Source organism: Microbispora catharanthi, assembly GCF_006334915.2.
GTDB classification, from domain to species: domain Bacteria; phylum Actinomycetota; class Actinomycetes; order Streptosporangiales; family Streptosporangiaceae; genus Microbispora; species Microbispora catharanthi.
In genome coordinates, this window is sequence record NZ_VDMA02000003.1 from 349,906 (window position 1) to 367,454 (window position 17,549).

General features: G+C 72.2%; 16 protein-coding genes. 4 read left to right on the forward strand and 12 right to left on the reverse strand.

From position 1 onward, the window contains the following. Nucleotides 1–216 precede the first annotated feature (216 nt). The gene (locus FH610_RS07300; protein ID WP_240808818.1) at nucleotides 217–1,425 is read left to right on the forward strand and encodes a sensor histidine kinase; all 1,209 of its coding nucleotides are present in this window, start codon (nucleotides 217–219) and stop codon (nucleotides 1,423–1,425) included. 19 nt (nucleotides 1,426–1,444) lie between these two features. Here the strand turns inward: FH610_RS07300 and FH610_RS07305 are convergent, their stop codons facing one another. Both FH610_RS07305 and FH610_RS07310 read right to left on the reverse strand, forming a co-directional pair. Beyond that, a complete protein-coding gene (locus tag FH610_RS07305) occupies nucleotides 1,445–2,263 on the reverse strand; it encodes a VOC family protein (protein WP_139573510.1) in 819 nt (272 codons plus the stop codon). A gap of 72 nt (nucleotides 2,264–2,335) precedes the next feature. Further along, nucleotides 2,336–3,556, reverse strand: coding sequence for an MFS transporter (locus FH610_RS07310; protein WP_205825611.1), 1,221 nt, complete (start codon nucleotides 3,554–3,556; stop codon nucleotides 2,336–2,338). Between the two features lie 40 nt (nucleotides 3,557–3,596). Here FH610_RS07310 and FH610_RS07315 point away from each other — a divergent pair, with 40 nt between their 5' ends. The 3 genes from FH610_RS07315 (at nucleotide 3,597) to FH610_RS07325 (ending at nucleotide 5,875) form a co-directional block, all read left to right on the forward strand. Beyond that, nucleotides 3,597–4,577 (forward strand): ArsR/SmtB family transcription factor, encoded by a 981-nt coding sequence (locus FH610_RS07315; protein ID WP_139573511.1) that lies wholly within the window; start codon nucleotides 3,597–3,599, stop codon nucleotides 4,575–4,577. A gap of 30 nt (nucleotides 4,578–4,607) precedes the next feature. Next, a complete protein-coding gene (locus FH610_RS07320) occupies nucleotides 4,608–5,153 on the forward strand; it encodes a helix-turn-helix domain-containing protein (RefSeq protein WP_139573512.1) in 546 nt (181 codons plus the stop codon). Between the two features lie 89 nt (nucleotides 5,154–5,242). Beyond that, nucleotides 5,243–5,875 carry a LysE family transporter gene (locus tag FH610_RS07325; RefSeq protein WP_139573513.1) on the forward strand — a complete coding sequence of 211 codons (633 nt, stop codon included), beginning with the start codon at nucleotides 5,243–5,245 and terminating at the stop codon, nucleotides 5,873–5,875. A 56-nt stretch (nucleotides 5,876–5,931) separates the two neighbouring features. On the opposite strand, the gene FH610_RS07330 is transcribed toward FH610_RS07325, so the two are convergent. The 10 genes from FH610_RS07330 to FH610_RS07375 form a co-directional block, all read right to left on the reverse strand. Beyond that, a complete protein-coding gene (locus FH610_RS07330; protein WP_139573514.1) occupies nucleotides 5,932–6,489 on the reverse strand; it encodes a hypothetical protein in 558 nt (185 codons plus the stop codon). Between the two features lie 104 nt (nucleotides 6,490–6,593). Continuing rightward, nucleotides 6,594–7,877 carry a thymidine phosphorylase gene (locus tag FH610_RS07335; RefSeq protein ID WP_139573515.1) on the reverse strand — a complete coding sequence of 428 codons (1,284 nt, stop codon included), beginning with the start codon at nucleotides 7,875–7,877 and terminating at the stop codon, nucleotides 6,594–6,596. A gap of 10 nt (nucleotides 7,878–7,887) precedes the next feature. Beyond that, on the reverse strand, nucleotides 7,888–8,277 hold the full coding sequence (locus tag FH610_RS07340; RefSeq protein ID WP_139573516.1) for a cytidine deaminase: 390 nt from the start codon (nucleotides 8,275–8,277) through the stop codon (nucleotides 7,888–7,890). Beyond that, the gene (locus tag FH610_RS07345) at nucleotides 8,274–9,545 is read right to left on the reverse strand and encodes an ABC transporter permease (protein WP_139573517.1); all 1,272 of its coding nucleotides are present in this window, start codon (nucleotides 9,543–9,545) and stop codon (nucleotides 8,274–8,276) included. Before FH610_RS07345 ends, FH610_RS07340 begins: the two co-directional genes overlap by 4 nt. A 109-nt stretch (nucleotides 9,546–9,654) precedes the next feature. Next, complete coding sequence (locus FH610_RS07350) at nucleotides 9,655–10,785, reverse strand: ABC transporter permease (RefSeq protein WP_139573518.1); 1,131 nt, start codon at nucleotides 10,783–10,785, stop codon at nucleotides 9,655–9,657. Continuing rightward, nucleotides 10,782–12,320, reverse strand: a complete 1,539-nt coding sequence (locus FH610_RS07355) for an ABC transporter ATP-binding protein (RefSeq protein ID WP_139573519.1) — start codon at nucleotides 12,318–12,320, stop codon at nucleotides 10,782–10,784. Before FH610_RS07355 ends, FH610_RS07350 begins: the two co-directional genes overlap by 4 nt. Nucleotides 12,321–12,421: 101 nt before the next feature. Beyond that, nucleotides 12,422–13,432 carry a BMP family lipoprotein gene (locus FH610_RS07360; protein WP_139573520.1) on the reverse strand — a complete coding sequence of 337 codons (1,011 nt, stop codon included), beginning with the start codon at nucleotides 13,430–13,432 and terminating at the stop codon, nucleotides 12,422–12,424. A 225-nt stretch (nucleotides 13,433–13,657) separates the two neighbouring features. Then, complete coding sequence (locus FH610_RS07365) at nucleotides 13,658–14,686, reverse strand: BMP family lipoprotein (protein ID WP_205825613.1); 1,029 nt, start codon at nucleotides 14,684–14,686, stop codon at nucleotides 13,658–13,660. Nucleotides 14,687–14,790: 104 nt separating this feature from the next. Further along, a complete protein-coding gene (locus FH610_RS07370) occupies nucleotides 14,791–16,182 on the reverse strand; it encodes a serine/threonine-protein kinase (protein ID WP_139573521.1) in 1,392 nt (463 codons plus the stop codon). 45 nt (nucleotides 16,183–16,227) lie between these two features. After that, nucleotides 16,228–17,469, reverse strand: coding sequence for an amidohydrolase (locus FH610_RS07375; RefSeq protein WP_420813659.1), 1,242 nt, complete (start codon nucleotides 17,467–17,469; stop codon nucleotides 16,228–16,230). Nucleotides 17,470–17,549 lie beyond the last annotated feature (80 nt).

Consider the following 17,549-nt stretch of genomic DNA (forward strand, 5'->3'; position numbering starts at 1 on the left):
GCCGCCCACGGCACGTGAGCAGGCAGGACGCGCCCGCTCCGCGGTGCCCCATGCGGGCTGTGTCCCATCCGGACGGGACAACCGCCATGCCGAAAGGGGACGGCGGACTCATGCGGACCGGGACAGAGCTCGGTCATCGTTCTCGGTAGGCGGCGGATGGTCCGCCGGCCACCGAGGAGTACCCGTCGTGAGCTCGTCCCCCACCCCGCACAGGCCATGTGGGCCTCAGCAGTGATCGGCCTGGTGGCGCCGGCCGCCGCGATCGCACCTGCCGGCGTGTTCGTCCCCGCTACGGCCGCCTCGCCGGTCACCGGTCTCGACCTGGCCGGCGTCGGCGCCGCCGGGCTCGTGGGCGTGCTGGCCGCCGGGCTGTCCGGCAGTCTCCTCCCCCGCCTGTGGCGTGCGCTGCGGCGGCGGGCGCAGCGCACGGCGCACGGCGGCGCGGGCGATCCCCGGCTCCTTGCCGAAGGGCTCGTCGAGCGGCTGCGCCAGGCGGTGCCGGCCGAGGCACTGGCGTCCGTGGTCACCGCACTCCGCGACAATCTGGGCGTCACCGGCGTGGCCGTGGAGGTCACCGACGGGCTGCCCGGCCGTCTGGAGAGCGGCGACGTCGGCGCCGATCCCCGGCGGATCCCGCTCGTCTGGCACGGCGAGCTGGTGGGCAGCCTCCTCGTCGGCTCGCGGGGACCGCGCCGGTTCGCTCTCGCACACGACCGGGTGCTGGCCGCGCTCGCGCCCTACGCCGCGGACGCGGCGCACGCGGTGCGGGTGTCCGCCGATCTGCGGCGCTCGCGGGAGCGCGTCCTGGCCGCGCGGGAGGAGGAACGCCGCCGGATCCGCCGCGACCTGCACGACGGCCTCGGACAGACGCTGGGCACCATGGCCATGACGATCAACATGGCCAGGATCACGCTGCGGGACTCGGCGCAGGCCGCCGACCACCTGCTCGCCGACCTGCGCACGGGGATGGACGCCGTCGCGGGAGACATCCGCAGGCTCGTGTACGGCCTGCGTCCTCCGGCGCTGGACGACCTCGGGCTGGAAGGGGCGATCCTGGCACTCGCCGGGGAGGGGCCGCCCGCGACCCGGGTCACGGTGTCGGGCGACCTGGCCGGCCTGCCGTCCGCCGTGGAGACGGCCGTCTACCGCATCGTCCAGGAGGCGCTCACCAACGTCCGCAGGCACGCCCGCGCCGGCGCGGCGGAGGTCGAGGTGGAGGTGACAGGGACCGGCACGTTGCGGGTCCGGATCGGCGACGACGGCGCCGGACTGCCCTCGACGGCACGTGCCGGAGTCGGGACGGTCTCCATGCGCGAGCGCTCGGCCGAACTCGGCGGCACCTGCGCGATCACCTCCCGGCCCGGCGGCGGAACCGTGGTCGAGGCCCTGCTCCCGCTGACAGTCGACACCCGGCACCACGTCTGACCACGGGAAGGCGGCGGGGTCAGGCGATCACGAGGGGCACGCCGTCGGCGTCCACCAGCACATCGTTCCGAGCCACCCTCGCGCCCGCCTCCGTCAGCCGCAGGGCCGCCTCCTCCGGGTCCTCGGCGGCGATGGCGACATGCCGGAACCCCCGCCGGCACGGGTCGGGGGTCCACGGGCTCGCGGTCGTGGGGGCGGTGAACGTGAACACCTCCAGGACCGCGTCCCCGGCCAGCAGGTACGTGATCAGGAAGCCTCGCGGGTCCTGGTCCTGCGTTATCTGTCCGACGACCTCGTAGCCGAGCGTGTCCCGATAGAAGGCCAGCGCGACGTCGAGGTCGGCGGACGTGACCGCCACGTGGTCGAAGACCGGCGGGGCCGTACGCGGCCTGCTCAGGGCGGCCAGCCGTTCCCGCTCGGCCAGTTCCGGCGAGGCGACCCGGTGATACCGCAGATAGTTGTCCGTGATCTCCAGATGGGTGCCGTCCGGGTCCTGGAAGAACGCGATGCGCACGCCGCCGACCGCGTCGAGCGGCGGCAGCGTGAAGGGCACCCCGGCGTCGCGGACGCGCTCGGCCCGCAGATCGACGTCGCCGACCTTGAAGCCGATGTGCCGGATGCCGCGCTGGAGGTCGTCGTTCACCCAGCCGCCGAGATCGCCGTCGCCCGTCTCGACCAGCTTGAGCAGCACGGACCCCGCCGCCAGCCAGGCGACACCCGGACTTCCCGCCGGCCCCTCGGCGGGGGCGAGATCGAGCAGATCGCGGTAGAAGCCGAGCGAGCGGGCCAGGTCGGCGACGCCGATCTCGACGTGCCGGATGCCCCGCTGATCGGACATGGCTCTCCCCTCTGCGCGTCCGGCCGGTCCGGCGCGGCAGGACCACCCTGGCACACCGTCTCGTACGGCTGATCACGCCGCCCTCCCGGCAGGCGCGGAGGAGCGGACCTCCGCGGCCTCGTCGGCCCGCAGACCGGGCGCCAGCGCGAGGGTGACCGCGACGGAGGCCACCGCCATCACGCCCATGGCGGCCGCAGCCGAGGTGAACTGGGCGACCGCCCCCGCGACCGCCGCGCCGACCCCCTGCATGGTGAGCACGCCGGACGACTGCAGCCCGAGCGCCTGCCCGCTCATCTCCTCCGGGGTGACGGCCATGAGGCGTTCCTGGAGCAGGAGGCTGGCCGAATATCCGGCCGAGGCGAGCACGACGGCGGCGACCGCGACCGGCAGGGACGGGTGGAAGAGGAAGACGAGGTAGGGCACGGCGAGCAGCAGCCGCAGCGGAGCGCTCAGCCGCTCGCGCCACCGCCTGGGGACGAACCGCCCCATCAGCGTGTCACCGGCGAGCATCCCGGCGGCGGCGCAGGCGAACAGCGGCCCGGCGTGCCGGGAGTCGTAGGCGACGTACAGCGATTCGCAGCCGACGATCAGGCCGTTCGGCACCCACAGAGCCAGGTAGAGGCGGCGGCGCATCCCGGACGACCAGAGCGTGCGGTTGATCCGCCACGTCTCCGCGGGCGAGGGCCGTCCCTGCGCGCGGGGCGGGCGGGCCGTCAGCCCCCACCGGGCGACGGCCGCGGCGGCGAGATACAACCCCGCCCCCGCGAGCAGGGTGCCGCGCGGGGACAGCACGGTCACGAGCACGCCTCCGGTGACGAAGCCGATGATCTGCTGCACGCCGACCGACATGCTGAGCACCGAGCGGCCGAGCAGGTAGCCGTCCCTGGGCAGGATCTCGTTGAGCAGCCCGAACCGGACTCCGCCGCCGAGGGAGGCGGCGAGCCCCATGCCGAGGACGACCGCGAACACCGCCCACAGCGGCAGCCCGGGCACGGCGAGCGCGGCCGTGCCGGCGCAGTGGACCAGCGCCAGCGCCGCCATCGCGGCGCGCGGAGGCAGCCGGTCGGCGGCCGACAGCAGCACCGTCGCCCCGAGCACCTGCGCGAAGGACGAGCCGAACATGCTCAGGGCCGACAGCAGCGGCGACCCCGTCGCCCCGTACACGAGTGTGCCGAGCGCCAGACCGCTCACCGTCGAGGCCGCCACCTGAGCGGACGCGACGGTGAACAGGGGCGTGAACTCGGGGGTGCGAAACAGTTCCCGATATGTGCGCATGACGGGAGCCTCGATCACCGCCGCGCTCCGCCGTTATTGTTTCGCGGGGAGGCGAAACATGGGCTGGTGGTTGGTCAACGCCGACACTCTCGCGGAGAGCCGGTTCGTGATCTCCCCGCTGGCCGAGGCCACCGCCTGCCTGTTCACCCTGGAGAGGGCGTCGGCCGCGCATCCCGGCGAGCGGGCATGGCTCGACGCCCACCTGCCCGCCTACCGGTCCCGCCTGGCCGGCGACCCGATCACGGCGCTGCTGCTGCGGGCCGCGCGGGGACGCAACTGGACCGCCGACTTCCTCACGCCCGCTCCGACCGGCGAGGGCGAGCCCGCCTTCGAGGAGGAACTGGCCCGCGTCCGCGCGACCCCGCCCGAGACCGCGCACGCCGACATCGAGGTGGCGCTGCGCGGCCCGTTGCCGGAGCCGCTGCGCCGTCCCGACCTGCCCGAACGCGCGGCCGGCCTGCTGGAGTGGGTGTGGACGCGAACCGTGCTGCCCGACTGGCCACGCCGTCGGCGGATCATGGAGGCCGACATCGTCGCCCGCGTGGGCCATGTCAGCCAGGGCGGCTGGGCCGCCGCGCTGAACGACATGCGCAAGGGGATGCGCTGGCTCGGCGGCAACCGGTTGCAGATCAACACCTACGACTACCCGCCGAGGCAGATCGGCGGGGCGAGGCTGATGTTCGTCCCGGTCACTCCCCGCCAGGCGTGGACCGCCTGGACGGCGGGCCGGCACTACGCCCTGGTCTACCCCTGCTCGGGAACGCTGGCCGAGCCGGACCGGGCGCCGGCGCCCGAGACGCTCGGCAGGCTGCTCGGCCCGGCGCGGGCGCGGGTGCTCATGCTGCTCTCCGCGCCGAAGAGCACGACCCATCTCGTGGCGCTGACCGGTCAGGGGCTGGGATCGGTGGGCCGCCACCTCAAGGTGCTCCTCGACGCCGGTCTCGTACGGCGCCGCCGGGCCGGGCGGTCGGTCCTGTACTACCGCACGCCCCTCGGCGACGCCCTCGCGGCGAGCGACGCGGATTATCGTTCGCTATAGTGAACGTATGGTTCCGTTGAAAATGCCGTCATGAGCGGGGCGGCCGCGGCGATCGGCGCGCAGATCCGGCTGCGCCGGGCGCAGCGCGGGATGAGCGCGGCCGAGCTCGCCCGCCGTGCCGGTCTCGGCAAGGCGACGCTGTCCGGCCTGGAGGCCGGCACCGGCAATCCGACGATCGAGACGCTGGAGGCCGTCGCCCTGGCGCTGCACATCCCCCTGACCGACCTGCTGACCAGGGACACCGACGCCGGTCCCGTCCATCTGCCCTCGACGCCCGCGGCCGCCGACGGCCCGACACGCGAACTGCTGCGCCGGATCGGCAGCGGGCACAGCCTGGAGCTGTGGCGGCTGCGCGTGCCCCCGCACACCGACCTCGACGGCGTCCCGCACGCGCCCGGCACCGTCGAGCACCTGCTCGTCGCCGCCGGCGAGGTCACGGCCGGCCCGGACGACGACCCGCGCCTCCTCGGGCCGGGCGACCTGCTGGCCTTCGCGGGCGACCGCCCGCACCGCTACCGCACCGGCGACGCCCCGGCGGACGTCACGGTCGTCATCGCCTCGCCCGTGGCCGGCTGAGCCCTGCCTCCCCTGTCTCCCCTGCCTCCCTTGCCTCCCCCGCCGAACCCGTCCAGAGCCGGCCGAGCCCGGCCAGGAAGGACCCGCCCATGTCGTGGTTGCCGTTGTTTCCCCTGCTCGGCGTCTGGATCCTGGTGGTGATGAGCCCGGGTCCCGACTTCCTCATCGTGCTCAGACACTCGGCCGGCGGGTCGCGGCGCAGCGGCGTGCGCGCGGCCGCGGGCGTCGTCACCGGCATCGGCGTGTGGGCGGTCGCCGGTCTGTTCGGCGTCACCGTGCTCGTCCAGCGGTTCGAGTGGCTCTACATCGCCGCCCGCGTCGCCGGCGCCCTGTTCCTCGTCGCATTCGGCGTGGCGACCATCCGCGCCGCTCGCAAGCAGTCGTCCCCGGCCGGCGACGAGGCGGCGCCGGCCGTCGCCGCGCACGGTCCGGGCAGGCTGCGCGAGTGGCGCGCCGGGCTGCTGACCAACCTCGCCAACCCCAAGGCCCTCGTCTTCTTCGGCGCCCTGTTCGCCAGCCTGCTCCCGCACCGTACGGACCTCGCCATGCGGGCGGTCACGCTCGGCGCGATGCTGGCCGTGGCGTTCGCCTGGTTCTCCGCCGTCGCCTTCCTGGCCGGCAGCCCGTGGATCACCAGGGGCTACCGGCGGCTGCGGAAGAGGCTCGACATGCTCACCGGCGGCCTGTTCGTCGGCATGGGCGCGCTGCTGATCACCCGCTGACGCCGCTCATACCCCGCCGACCTCTCGATCTCCGCTCGTACGCCAGACGGCGAGCCTCAGCCGTCGAGCGTGACCGTGCCATACTCGTAGGCGGTGTCGCCGTTCTCGTCACCCGAGTGACGGCGGCCCGTCATGACTTCGACAGCGCCCGCCATCGAGGCGTGGTGGGATTCCACCAGGGGGATGGTCCAGCCCCGGGACGTGAGCCGCACCACCCGTCCCTTCCAGAACAGCGTGCCGTAGTAGTACGTGGTCGTCCCGTTCTCGTCCCCCTTGTGCCGCCGACCGACGATGGCGTTGTTCTCCGGAGCGGAGAAGAACGAGTCGCTCTCCTTCATCGCGTCGCCGAGGGGGAACTTCATCACCGTGATCTGTTCGCCGTCGATGTAGACCCGGCCGCACGTGTAACCGGTGATGCCGTTCTCGTCCCCGTAGTGCTCCCGGCCGATCAGCACCTCGTTGGTGGGGCACTGGAACGCGTGGTCCGACTCGGTCAGGTAGGCGCCGTACCCCTGGTAAATCTTGACGGTGACCGCCGCGTTCGCCGGGGCGGCGGGGACCACGGACAGAGCGGCCACGGCGGCCACCGCGGCGAATGACGTCTTCTTCCACATGTGGATCTCTCCTGTGACGCGGTTTCGCTTGCGGCACGGAGCATCACAGCGTCTTCTGGTGATCCACTTGTGGTTCGGTTGTCAGGGCGGCCGAACCGGGGCGTTCAGGCCGTGAGGCGGTCGATCACCAGGGGGAGCAGGTCGAGGCCGTCCTCGCCGATCTCGTACGCGCCCTCCAGAGCCTGGAGGGCCCGGTCGAACCTGGCGGCCTCGTCGGCGTACAGGGTCATCAGCGGGGCTCCGGCGCGGACCGTCTCACCGGGCTTGGCGTGCAGGACGATGCCCGCGCCGGCCGACACCGGGTCCTCCTTGCGGGCCCGTCCGGCCCCGAGCCGCCAGGCGGCCACGCCGACCTTGAGCGCGTCGAGCGTGCGCAGCGTGCCCGAGGCGGGGGCGACCACCACGGCCGACTCGGCGGCCGTCGGCAGCGGCGCGTCCGGGTCGCCGCCCTGGGCGACGATCATTCGCCGCCAGGCGTCCATCGCCGAGCCGTCCTTCAGCGCCTCCTCGGGGTCCCCGGCGCCCGGGACGGCGGCGGCCTCCAGCATCTCCCTGGCCAGCCGTACGGTGAGTTCGACCACGTCGGCGGGGCCGCCGCCGGCGAGCACCTCGACGGCCTCCTCGACCTCCAGCGCGTTGCCCACCTTCAGGCCCAGCGGCCGGTCCATCGCGGTCAGCAGGGCGACCGTGCGCACCCCGGCGTCGGTGCCGAGCTCGACCATCGTCCGCGCGAGCTCCCGGGCGTCGTCCACGTTCTTCATGAACGCGCCGGAGCCGGCCTTCACGTCGAGCACGAGCGACCCCGTGCCCTCGGCGATCTTCTTGGACATGATCGAGGAGGCGATCAGCGGGATCGACTCGACCGTGCCGGTGACGTCGCGCAGCGCGTAGAGCTTCTTGTCGGCGGGCGCGAGGCCCGCGCCCGCCGCGCAGACGACCGCTCCGGCCGAGCGGATCACGGCGAGCATCTCGTCGTTCGACAGCGACGCCCGCCAGCCGGGGATCGACTCCAGCTTGTCCAGCGTGCCGCCGGTGTGCCCGAGACCCCGTCCGGACAGCTGCGGCACGTACGCGCCGCAGGCGGCGACCAGCGGAGCCAGCGGCAAAGTGATCTTGTCGCCGACCCCGCCGGTGGAGTGCTTGTCGGCCGTGGGCCGGTCGAGGGAGGACCAGTCCATCCGCTCCCCCGACCTGATCATGGCCTGGGTCCAGTCCGCGATCTCCCTGCGGTTCATGCCGTTGAGCAGGATCGCCATCAGCAGCGCCGACATCTGCTCGTCGGCCACCTCGCCCCGCGTGTACGCGCCGATCACCCAGTCGATCTGGGCGGTCGACAGCTCACCCCGGTCGCGCTTGACGGTGATGACCTCGATCGCGTCGAACCCCACACTTCCCCCTCTATCGCGACAGATCGTCGGGCCCGAAGGCGAACGGCAGGAAATCGGCCATCCGCATCGGCCCGTCGGGCGTCTCCACCAGCAGCTCGGCGCCGCCGTGTTCGAACAGCAGCTGACGGCAGCGGCCGCACGGCATCAGCAGCTCGCCGTGGCCGTCCACGCAGGTGAAGGCCACCAGCCTGCCGCCGCCGCTCGCGTGCAGCGCCGAGACCAGCCCGCACTCGGCGCACAACCCCACGCCGTACGACGCGTTCTCCACGTTGCAGCCGGTCACGACCCGGCCGTCGTCGACGAGCGCCGCGGCTCCCACGGGAAACTTCGAGTACGGCGCGTACGCGTGAGTCATGGCCTCGCGGGCCGCGACCCGCAGCGCCTCCCAGTCGATGCTCATTTCGCCTGCCCCCTTCGATACGGGACGCCGTCGGCCGCCGGCATGCGCAGGCGTTGTGAGGCCAGCGACAGCACCAGCAGCGTGGTCAGGTGGGGGGTGAACGAGGTGAACTGCTCCGGCACCGTGTCCGTCACGGCGAACACCACGAACACCGCGATCGCCACGACCCCGGTGATCAGTGCCGCGCCCCCGCGCCGCTGCCGCACGAGCTGGTAGACCGCCACGGCGACGAGCAGCAAAACGACGACGAGCAGCAGCGCGTGCACCGAGATGCCGCCCTGCCGGAGCTGGAGCGCGTCGGTGTAGCCGAACAGCGCCGCGCCACCGGCGAGCCCGCCGGGACGCCAGTTGCCGAAAATCATGGCGGCGAGGCCGATGTAGCCGCGTCCGCCCGTCTGCCCGTCGCGGTAGATTCCCGCGGCCACCAGCGACAGGAACGCGCCGCCGAGCCCGGCGAGCACGCCGGAGACGATCACGGCGGCCCACTTGTACAGGTAGACGTTGACACCCAGCGACTCCGCCGCGACCGGACGCTCACCGCACGCCCGCAGGCGCAGGCCGAACGGCGTCCGCCACAGGACGTAGAACGACAGCGGGACCAGCAGGATCGCCAGGATCGTGAACCAGGACACGCCCTGGGTGATGCCCCGCAGCACGCCCGCGAAGTCCGACAGCACGAACCAGTGCTTGGCCTCGACGGTCCGCAGCGGGTCGTCGAGGAAGCCCAGGCTCACCGTGCCCATCTTGGGCAGCGGCGGCGAGTTCTTCGTCCCGCCGCCCGGCATGCCGTCGAAGACGAGCTGGGACAGGTACTGGGTGAAGCCGACGCCGACGATGTTGATCGCCACGCCGGAGATGATGTGGTCGACGCCGAAGGTCACGGTCGCGACGGCGTGGATCGCCGCGCCCAGCGCCCCGCCGACGGCGCCGGCGACCACGCCCGCCCAGGGGCTGTGGAACTGGAGGGCGCCCCAGGCCCCGAACCAGGTGCCGAGCACCATCATGCCTTCGAGGCCGATGTTGACCACGCCGGCCCGTTCCGACCAGAGGCCGCCGAGACCGGCGAGCCCGATCGGCACGGCGAGGCCGAGGGCGGCGCTGACCGTGCCCGCCGAGGTGATGTCGTTCGCCCCGGTCACCAGCCGCGCGATCGACAGCAGCACCACGAGCCCGGCCAGGCCGAGCAGGAGCACCGGCGCCGACAGCCGGAGGCGCCGCGCCTGCGGCGTCTCGACCGGGCGGTCGACCGGGAGGTCCGTCGCCGTCATGCCGTCTCCTCGATTCCGTCCGGCCCGCTCATACGCCCTCCTCGCCTGGCGGCTCGGGGTCGCATGAGCGAAAACGCGCTGTGCCTACCGATTCGCTCGCTGCGCTCGCTCATGCCGCCGCCTCCGCCTTCGGCGCCTCCTGTGGCGCGGCGAGCTCGCGGCTGACCCTGCGCTGCTCCGCGACGATCCGGTAGCGGTGGACCAGCTCGTACGCGATGATCACGGAGAGCACGACGACGCCCTGCATGATCTGGACGATCTCCTTGGAGATGTCGAGCAGCTGGAGCTGGTTGGACGAGTTGTCCAGGAAGCTCCACAGCAGCGCGCCGACCGCCATGCCGACCGGGTTGTTGCGGCCGAGCAGGGCGATCGCGATGCCCGTGAAGCCGAGGCCGGCCGGGAAGTTGTTGCTGTACTTGTAGGAGGCGCCGAGCAGCTCCGGCATGCCGATCAGACCGGCGACCGCCCCCGACATGACCATCGTGACGACGATCATCTTCTTCACGCTGACGCCGCTGGCCACCGCCGCGGACTCGGACTTGCCGGTCGCCCGCAGCTCGAAGCCGAACCGGGTGCGGTTGAGCACGACCCAGTACGCGACGCCGAGCAGGACCGCCACCACGATGAACCCGTTGACCAGCACCGGCGTGCCGGCGATGAGCGGGATGCCCGGCATGTGCGCGTCGTCGGGGATGGGCCTGGTGCCGAGGTCGTTGCCGGTCAGCACGCCGAAGTGCTCGCTGACCAGCCATGACCCGAGGCCGGTGGCGATCGCGTTCAGCATGATGGTCGAGATGACCTCGCTCACGCCCCGGTACACCCGGAGCAGGCCGGCGATCGCGGCCCACAGGGCGCCGACGACCACCGCGGCGACGATCACGAGGACGATGTTGAGCACGCCGGGCACCACGGCGGCGCCGCCGAGCCCGGCGGCGACCACGGCTGCGAGCCGGTACTGACCGTCCACGCCGATGTTGAAGAGGTTCATCCGGAAGCCGACGGCCACCGCGAGCGCGGAGATGTAGTACATGACCCCCGTGTTGAGGATCATGGCCATCGACCGCGGCTGAGTGCCGTAGTCCGCGAGGGTGGTGAACGCCTCCACGGGCGCCTTGCCCGCCACGAGCAGGACCACCGAGGTGATCAGGACCGCGAAGACGACCGCGATGACCGGCGCGGCGACGGCGAGCCAGCCGCCCAGCCGCACCCGGCCGAGCACCCGGTCGAGGAACCCGTTCATACCGTCTCCTCCCCGGCGCCGGTCATCGCCGAGCCCAGTTGCTCGGGGGTCACGTTCGCGGGATCGACGTCGGCGACGATCCTGCCGCGCAGGATCACCTTGAGCGTGTCGGACAGCCCGATCAGCTCGTCGAGGTCCGCGGAGATCAGCAGCACGGCCAGCCCGGCGGCGCGCGCGGTGCGCAGGTGGTCCCAGATGGCCGCCTGCGCGCCGATGTCCACGCCGCGGGTGGGGTGGCTGGCGATGAGCAGCACGGGGTCGCCGCTCATCTCCCGCCCGACGATCAGCTTCTGCTGGTTGCCGCCGGACAGCGTGGCCGCGTCCACGTCGATGCCGGGGGTGCGCACGTCGTACTCCTCGACGATGCGCCGCGTGTCGGCCCGCGCGCCGGCGCGGTCGATCCACGGGCCCTTGACGTTGGGCCGGCGGGTCTGGTGGCCGAGGATGCGGTTCTCCCAGAGCGGCGACTCCAGCAGCAGCCCGTGCCGGTGGCGGTCCTCGGGGATGTAGCCGATGCCGCCCGCGCGCCGCCTGAGCGTCGACCAGTGGGAGATGTCGGCGCCGCCGAGCGTGAGCGCCCCCGCCTCGCAGGGGCGCATGCCCATGATCGCCTCGACGAGTTCCGCCTGGCCGTTGCCCTCGACGCCCGCGATGCCGAGCACCTCGCCCTTGTGGATGTCGAAGCTCACGTTCTCGACCACCGGACGCCCGTCACCGGTGCGCACGGTCAGGTCGCGTACGGACAGGGCGACGACGTCGGTGACGGTCGACTCGCGGGTCTCGGGGCTGGGCAGCTCGCTGCCGACCATGAGCTCGGCGAGCTTGCGGGAGGTCACGTCCTTGGGGTTCACGGTCGCCACGGTGGTCCCGCGCCGGATGACGGTGATCTCGTCGGCGACTCGCAGGACCTCGTCCAGCTTGTGGGAGATGAACAGGATCGTCAGCCCCTCGCGGACCAGGCCGCGCAGGTTGTCGAACAGCTCGTCCACCTCGTGGGGCACGAGCACCGCGGTCGGCTCGTCCAGGATCAGGATGCGGGCGCCCCGATAGAGCACCTTCAGGATCTCCACCCGCTGCCGGTCACCGACCCCCAGGTCCTCGACCGGCACGTCCGGCCGTACGCCCAGGCCGTACGCGTCGGAGATCTCCTTGATCTTCTTACGCGCGGCGGCGAAGTCGAGGGCGAGGCCGCCGCGGCGCGGCTCGCTGCCCAGAACCACGTTCTCCAGCACGGTCAGGTTGTCGGCCAGCATGAAGTGCTGGTGGACCATGCCGATGCCCGCGGAGATGGCGTCGGCGGGGGTGTGGAAGCCCACGGGCGACCCGTTGACGCGGATCTCGCCCTCGTCGGGGCGCTGCATCCCGTACAGGATCTTCATCAGCGTGGACTTCCCCGCGCCGTTCTCGCCGACGAGGGCGTGGATGTGCCCCTTGGCGACGCGGAGGTGGATGTCGCTGTTGGCGACGACTCCCGGGAACCTCTTGGTGATCCCGGTGAGTTCTACTGCGGGTTCCGTAACGGTCGCGGCGGTAATGTCGGCCTCCTCCTCGCGGAGTGCCCGGTGACGGTCAAGTGATAGTGAGAGTAGAGCAAAGGGCCCGGGGCGGGTGCCTCCGGGCCCCTCGATTACGCAGGTCAGGACGTCGGGACCGTGATCTCGCCGCTGATGATCTTCTGCTTGTACTCGTCGATCTTCGACTTGATGTCGTCGATCTTGCCGCCGGTCGTGGAGTAGTCCACGCCGCCCGCCTTGAGGTCGTAGACCGACGGGCCCGACTTGACCGCGCCGGTCGTGTAGTTCTTCAGGAAGTCGAAGACCGCCACGTCGACCTTCTTGATCATCGAGGAGATGATCACGTCCTTGAAGTCGGCGTACGCCGGGAGCGCCGCCTGGTCGGAGTCGACGCCGATGGCCATCGCGTTCGCGGCCTTGGCCGCCTCGAAGACGCCCGCGCCCGAACCGCCGGCCGCCTGGTAGACCACGTCCGCGCCGGCGTCGTACATGCCCTGCGCGGCCGTCTTGCCCTTGGCCGGGTCACCGAAGCCGCCGAAGTCCGGGGGCTGGGTGAGGTACTTGCTCTGGATCTTGATGTCCGGCTTGACGGCCTTCGCGCCGGCCTTGAAGCCCGCCTCGAACTTGTGGATCAGCGGCACGTCGACGCCGCCCACGAAGCCGACGTCGCCCTTCTCGGACTTCAGCGCCGCCGCGACCCCGACGAGGAACGACCCCTGCTCCTCGGCGAACATCAGGTTCGTGATGTTGTCGCCCTTGGCCGCGTCGTCGTCCACGATGGCGAACTTGACGTCGGGGAACTCCTTGGCGACCTTCGCCACGGAGCCGGAGTAGGCGAAGCCCACCGCGATGACCGGGTTGTAACCCCCGGAGGCGAGCAGGCGCAGCCGCTCCTCCTTCTGGGCGTCGGTCTCGCCCTGGGTGGCCTCCAGCTCCTTCTTCTGGACCTTGAGCTCCGACTCGGCCTTGTCCAGGCCGGCCGCGGCCGCGTCGTTGAAGGAACCGTCGCCGCGGCCACCGATGTCGTACGCCAGGCCGACCTTGACCTGCGCGGCGGCGGGCGCGGAGGACGCGCCGGCCGAAGCTCCGGTCGTGGCGGTGTCGTCGCTACCCCCACACGCTGCGGCGGCCATGAGCAAGGCGCCGCCCGCGGTGGCGGCGGCCAGTCTGCTAACTCGATTGTGGAGCAAGGTCGTGACTCCCCTTCCGTTCCCCGCCCGTCTGACTCTCGTCGCACGCACGCAGGAACGCACGGCAACCCTGCACGGAAGATAGTTGTTTGACCTGCATAGACCAAACCCGCACACCAGTCCGCAACATGTCCGTTATTGAGCCCAGTCCACACCGTGACCAGGGTGTCAGCCTGGGGAAACCTTGACCCTGCCGTGGATGATCTCCTGCTTGAGCTGCTCCAGGCGCGGCTGGATGTCGGTGATGTGGCCGCCGGTGAGGCTGTAGTCGACGCCGCCGAGCTTCAGGTCGTACACGACCCGGCCGCTGGTGACGGTGTGGTCGGCGACGTTGGCGAGGTAGTCGTAGACCGCGACGTCGATCCTTTTGATCATCGAGGTCAGGATCACGTGGCGCACGGCCGGGTCGGCACTCTTGGCCTGGTCGTAGTCGACGCCGATGGCCCACGCCCCGGCCTTCTTCGCCGCGCGGAACACCCCGGCCCCCGAGGCCCCGGCCACCTGGTAGACCACGTCGGCACCGGCCCGGTACATGCACCGCGCGGCTTTCTGCGCCTTGTCCGGCCGCTCGAAGCCGCTCAGGTCGTGCGGGCCCGCGAGGTAGGCGATCCTGATCCGTGCCCGCGGGTTCACGTGCTTCACGCCCTGGACGTAGCCGACCTCGAACTTCTTGACCAGCGGCGACCGATTGCCCCCGACGAGGCCGACGTCGCCGGTGCGGGACTTCATCGCCGCCGCCGCGCCGATCAGGAACGAGCCCTGCTCCGAGGCGAACAACAGGTTCGTGATGTTGGGACCGGACACCGTCGGCTCGTCCACGATCGCGAACCGTGTTCTGGGGAACTTCGGGGCGATCCGCGCCAGCGCCGGCGCGTACGAGTAGCCGACGGCGATGATCGGGTCGTAGCCGGCCTCGGCGAGCGCCCACACCCGCTCCACCTTCCGGACGACGGGCTCGCCCGGCGCGGCCTCGACCTCCCGCACCCGCAGGCCGGTCAGGTTGCGCTTGGCCTCGTCGACTCCGGCGGCCGCGGCGTCGTTGTACGACTTGTCGCCCCGTCCGCCGATGTCGTACACGAGCCCGACCCGCAGCGAGCCGGTTTGCGAGGACGCCGTCTCCACCCCGCCGCCGCATCCCGCGGCGGCGGTCACGGCGACGGCGACGGCGCCCGCCATCGCCGCTTGGAACGGCCGCAATCGGACCTCCAACCCGGAATGGTGGTCCCACCGTCCGCGATACCCGCTGTGCGCGCGGGAGAACGCACCACACAAAGGGCTCTGACAGATTTATCCCATTTGAGTTAATTCGTGCGGGTGAGGGATCCCGAGTATCGGGCGTCCTGTTCCCCCGCGCGTGTCACCTCGAAGTCGGCCGCGCTCTCGCCCCGCCATGTGATCGAGACGCTGCCGGGATAACAGGCGTCGCCCTTCACCTGGTCGAGGGCCAGCACGAGCACATCACCCGGCCCGCTCGCGGGGGTGAGACGGCCGGAGCAGTGCAGGTCGGCACCCCACCTCATCCGCGCCGGGGCCGCCAGGCGGATTTCGACCGGGAAGACACGGCCGGCCGAGGGATAGCGGGCGACACCCGTCCACGTCCCGTCCAGGCGCCCGGGCTCGCGGGCCGTCAGCACCCACGCGACGCCCACCGCGACGAGGACGGCGAGCGAGGCGACCAGCGCGACCACGCGCGCTCGCCCGCGACGGCGCTCTGGTTCGGTCGGCTCGGCGTCGGCCCGGTCGGCGTCGGTCCACGCCCCGGGCAGCGTGTCCTCCGGCTCACGCCGTGGCCCCGCTGCGGATCCGGAAGCGCTGGGATCCAGTGTGGTCGGACCCTGTGCGGTCAGGTCCCGCGCGGGCAGACCCTGCGCCGCCGGACCCGGCCGTCCCGGGGATCGGTCGAGCAGGGCGCTCAGCACCTGGCCAGCGTCCGGCCGATCGGCCGGCTCCGCGGCCAGGCACGCCACGACGAGGTCTTTCAGCAGACCGGTGAGCGGCCCGAGGTCCGGCGTGCCGTACAGGATGCGGGCCATGACGGCCGCGTACGTGTCTCCGGTGTAGGCGTGCCGCCCGCTCGCCGCGTAGACGAGCGTGAGCGCCCAGCAGAACACGTCCGCCGCCGGCCCGGCCGGTCGTCCTTCGAGCTGCTCCGGCGCGATGTACGCCGGGGTGCCGACCGGGTTCCCGGTCGTCGCGGTGGCGTCGGCGAGCCGGGAGATGCCGAAGTCGACGACCCGCAGCCCGTCCGAGCCGAGGAGCACGTTGCCCGGCTTGAAGTCGCGGTGGACGACCCCTGCCCGATGGATCGCGGCGAGCGCGGTGGCCGTCCCCACGGCGACCCGGTCGAGGTCGCCGCCCGTCCGCGGACCCGCCGCCGTCACGTGCTCGCGCAACGACGGGCCGTCGACGTACTCGCTCACGATGTACGGCCGGTCGCCGTCGAGGTCGGCGTCGAGGACCTGGGCGGTGCAGAAGGGTGCGACCCGGCGCACCGCCTCGATCTCACGGGCGAAGGCGCGCCGGGCGGAGGCGTCGTCGACCCGCGCGTGCAGGAGCTTCACGGCCACCGGCCCGCCCGAAGCGCCGGCGCCGCGGAACACGACCCCCTGGCCGCCCACGCCAAGGCGGCCGTCGAGGCGGTAGTTCCCGAGACGGTGGGGATCCTCGGGACGCAGGGGGGAGACGTCGGGCACGGCGGCGTACGGCTCAGCTGGCTCGGCCGGTTCGGTGAACGCGGTTCAGCGGGCGCCGCCCCACAGCGCGGTCAGCGCGGTGGCGGCGAGGACCTTGACGCCGATCCCGATCGCCCGCTCGTCCACGTCGAACTGCGGCCGGTGGATGTCGACCTCGTCGACGGCCCCCGCCGGCCGGGTGCCCAGCCGGGCGAGTGCGCCGGGCACCGACTCGAGGTACCAGGAGAAGTCCTCGCCGCCGAGGCTCTGCGGCGTGGGCACGGCCGCCCCCTCGCCGATGATCTGGGTGACCGCGTCGTGCAGCATCTGGATGCTGGTGGCCTCGTTCACCGTGGGCGGCGTGCCGCGCCGGTAGTCGATCTCGGCGTCCACGCCGTACGCGCCGGCCACCGAGTCGAGCAGTGCCTTGACCAGGTCGGGAGCCTGGTGCCAGGCATCCTCGTCGAGCGACCTGACCGTGCCCTGGGCGACCCCGACGTCCGGGATCGCGTTGGCCACGGAGCCCGCGGCGATCTGGCCCCACACGAGGCTGAGGCTGGAGCGCGGGTCCACGCGGCGCGACAGCGCGGCCGGCAGCTCGGTGACGATCTTGCTGAGCGCGTAGACGAGGTCGACGGTCAGGTGCGGCCGGGCGGTGTGCCCGCCCGGGCCCGCGACGCGGATGCGCAGGCTGTCGCAGGACCCGGTGATCGGGCCGGTCCGCAGGCCGACGTGACCGACGTCAAGGCGCGGATCGCAGTGCACCGCGAAGATGCGGTCGACCTCGTTGAGGCCGCCGTCGCGCATGACCTCGAGCGCGCCGCCCGCGACCTCCTCGGCGGGCTGGAAGATCAGCCGCACCCGGCCGGGGAGCGCTCCCGCGTCGGCCTGCGACGCCAGGAACAGCCCCGCGCCGATGACGATCGCCGTGTGCACGTCGTGGCCGCAGGCGTGGCACGCGTTCGGGTTCGTGGAGCGGTAGGGGACGTCCTTCTCGTCCTCCATCGGCAGCGCGTCGATGTCGGCACGCAGGGCGACCGTGGGGCCCTCGTCCCGGCCGAGGTCCACCCACAGGCCGGTGCCGCGCGACAGCGGGTGCGGGGTCAGCCCGGCGTCCGTCAGCCGCTCAGCGATCTTCTCGGTCGTGCGATGCTCGCTGAAGGCGATCTCCGGGTGTGCGTGTACGTCGCGCCGGAACTCGATCAGCTCATCGTTGTGCCCGCGAAGGAATTCCGCCAGCTGTCCGGCCAGGTCGTTGCTTCCCGGCACGGCCGCGTCCGGCGTTGCGAGCTTCGATGAGGTGGCCACGGGTCTTCCCTTCTCCGGTGAGCCGTCCCGCCACGGATCGCCGGATCGTCCATATGATCATGAAAAGTCACGAAAAAGTC

Bases quoted from the DNA above. Each gene is read 5' to 3' on its own strand.
- FH610_RS07350 (WP_139573518.1), bottom strand. From the start codon at position 10,785: ATGAACGGGTTCCTCGACCGGGTGCTCGGCCGGGTGCGGCTGGGCGGC.
- FH610_RS07360 (WP_139573520.1), bottom strand. From the start codon at position 13,432: ATGGCCGCCGCAGCGTGTGGGGGTAGCGACGACACCGCCACGACCGGA.
- FH610_RS07300 (WP_240808818.1), top strand. From the start codon at position 217: ATGTGGGCCTCAGCAGTGATCGGCCTGGTGGCGCCGGCCGCCGCGATC.
- FH610_RS07345 (WP_139573517.1), bottom strand. From the start codon at position 9,545: ATGACGGCGACGGACCTCCCGGTCGACCGCCCGGTCGAGACGCCGCAG.
- FH610_RS07330 (WP_139573514.1), bottom strand. From the start codon at position 6,489: ATGTGGAAGAAGACGTCATTCGCCGCGGTGGCCGCCGTGGCCGCTCTG.
- FH610_RS07320 (WP_139573512.1), top strand. From the start codon at position 4,608: ATGAGCGGGGCGGCCGCGGCGATCGGCGCGCAGATCCGGCTGCGCCGG.
- FH610_RS07340 (WP_139573516.1), bottom strand. From the start codon at position 8,277: ATGAGCATCGACTGGGAGGCGCTGCGGGTCGCGGCCCGCGAGGCCATG.
- FH610_RS07315 (WP_139573511.1), top strand. From the start codon at position 3,597: ATGGGCTGGTGGTTGGTCAACGCCGACACTCTCGCGGAGAGCCGGTTC.
- FH610_RS07305 (WP_139573510.1), bottom strand. From the start codon at position 2,263: ATGTCCGATCAGCGGGGCATCCGGCACGTCGAGATCGGCGTCGCCGAC.
- FH610_RS07325 (WP_139573513.1), top strand. From the start codon at position 5,243: ATGTCGTGGTTGCCGTTGTTTCCCCTGCTCGGCGTCTGGATCCTGGTG.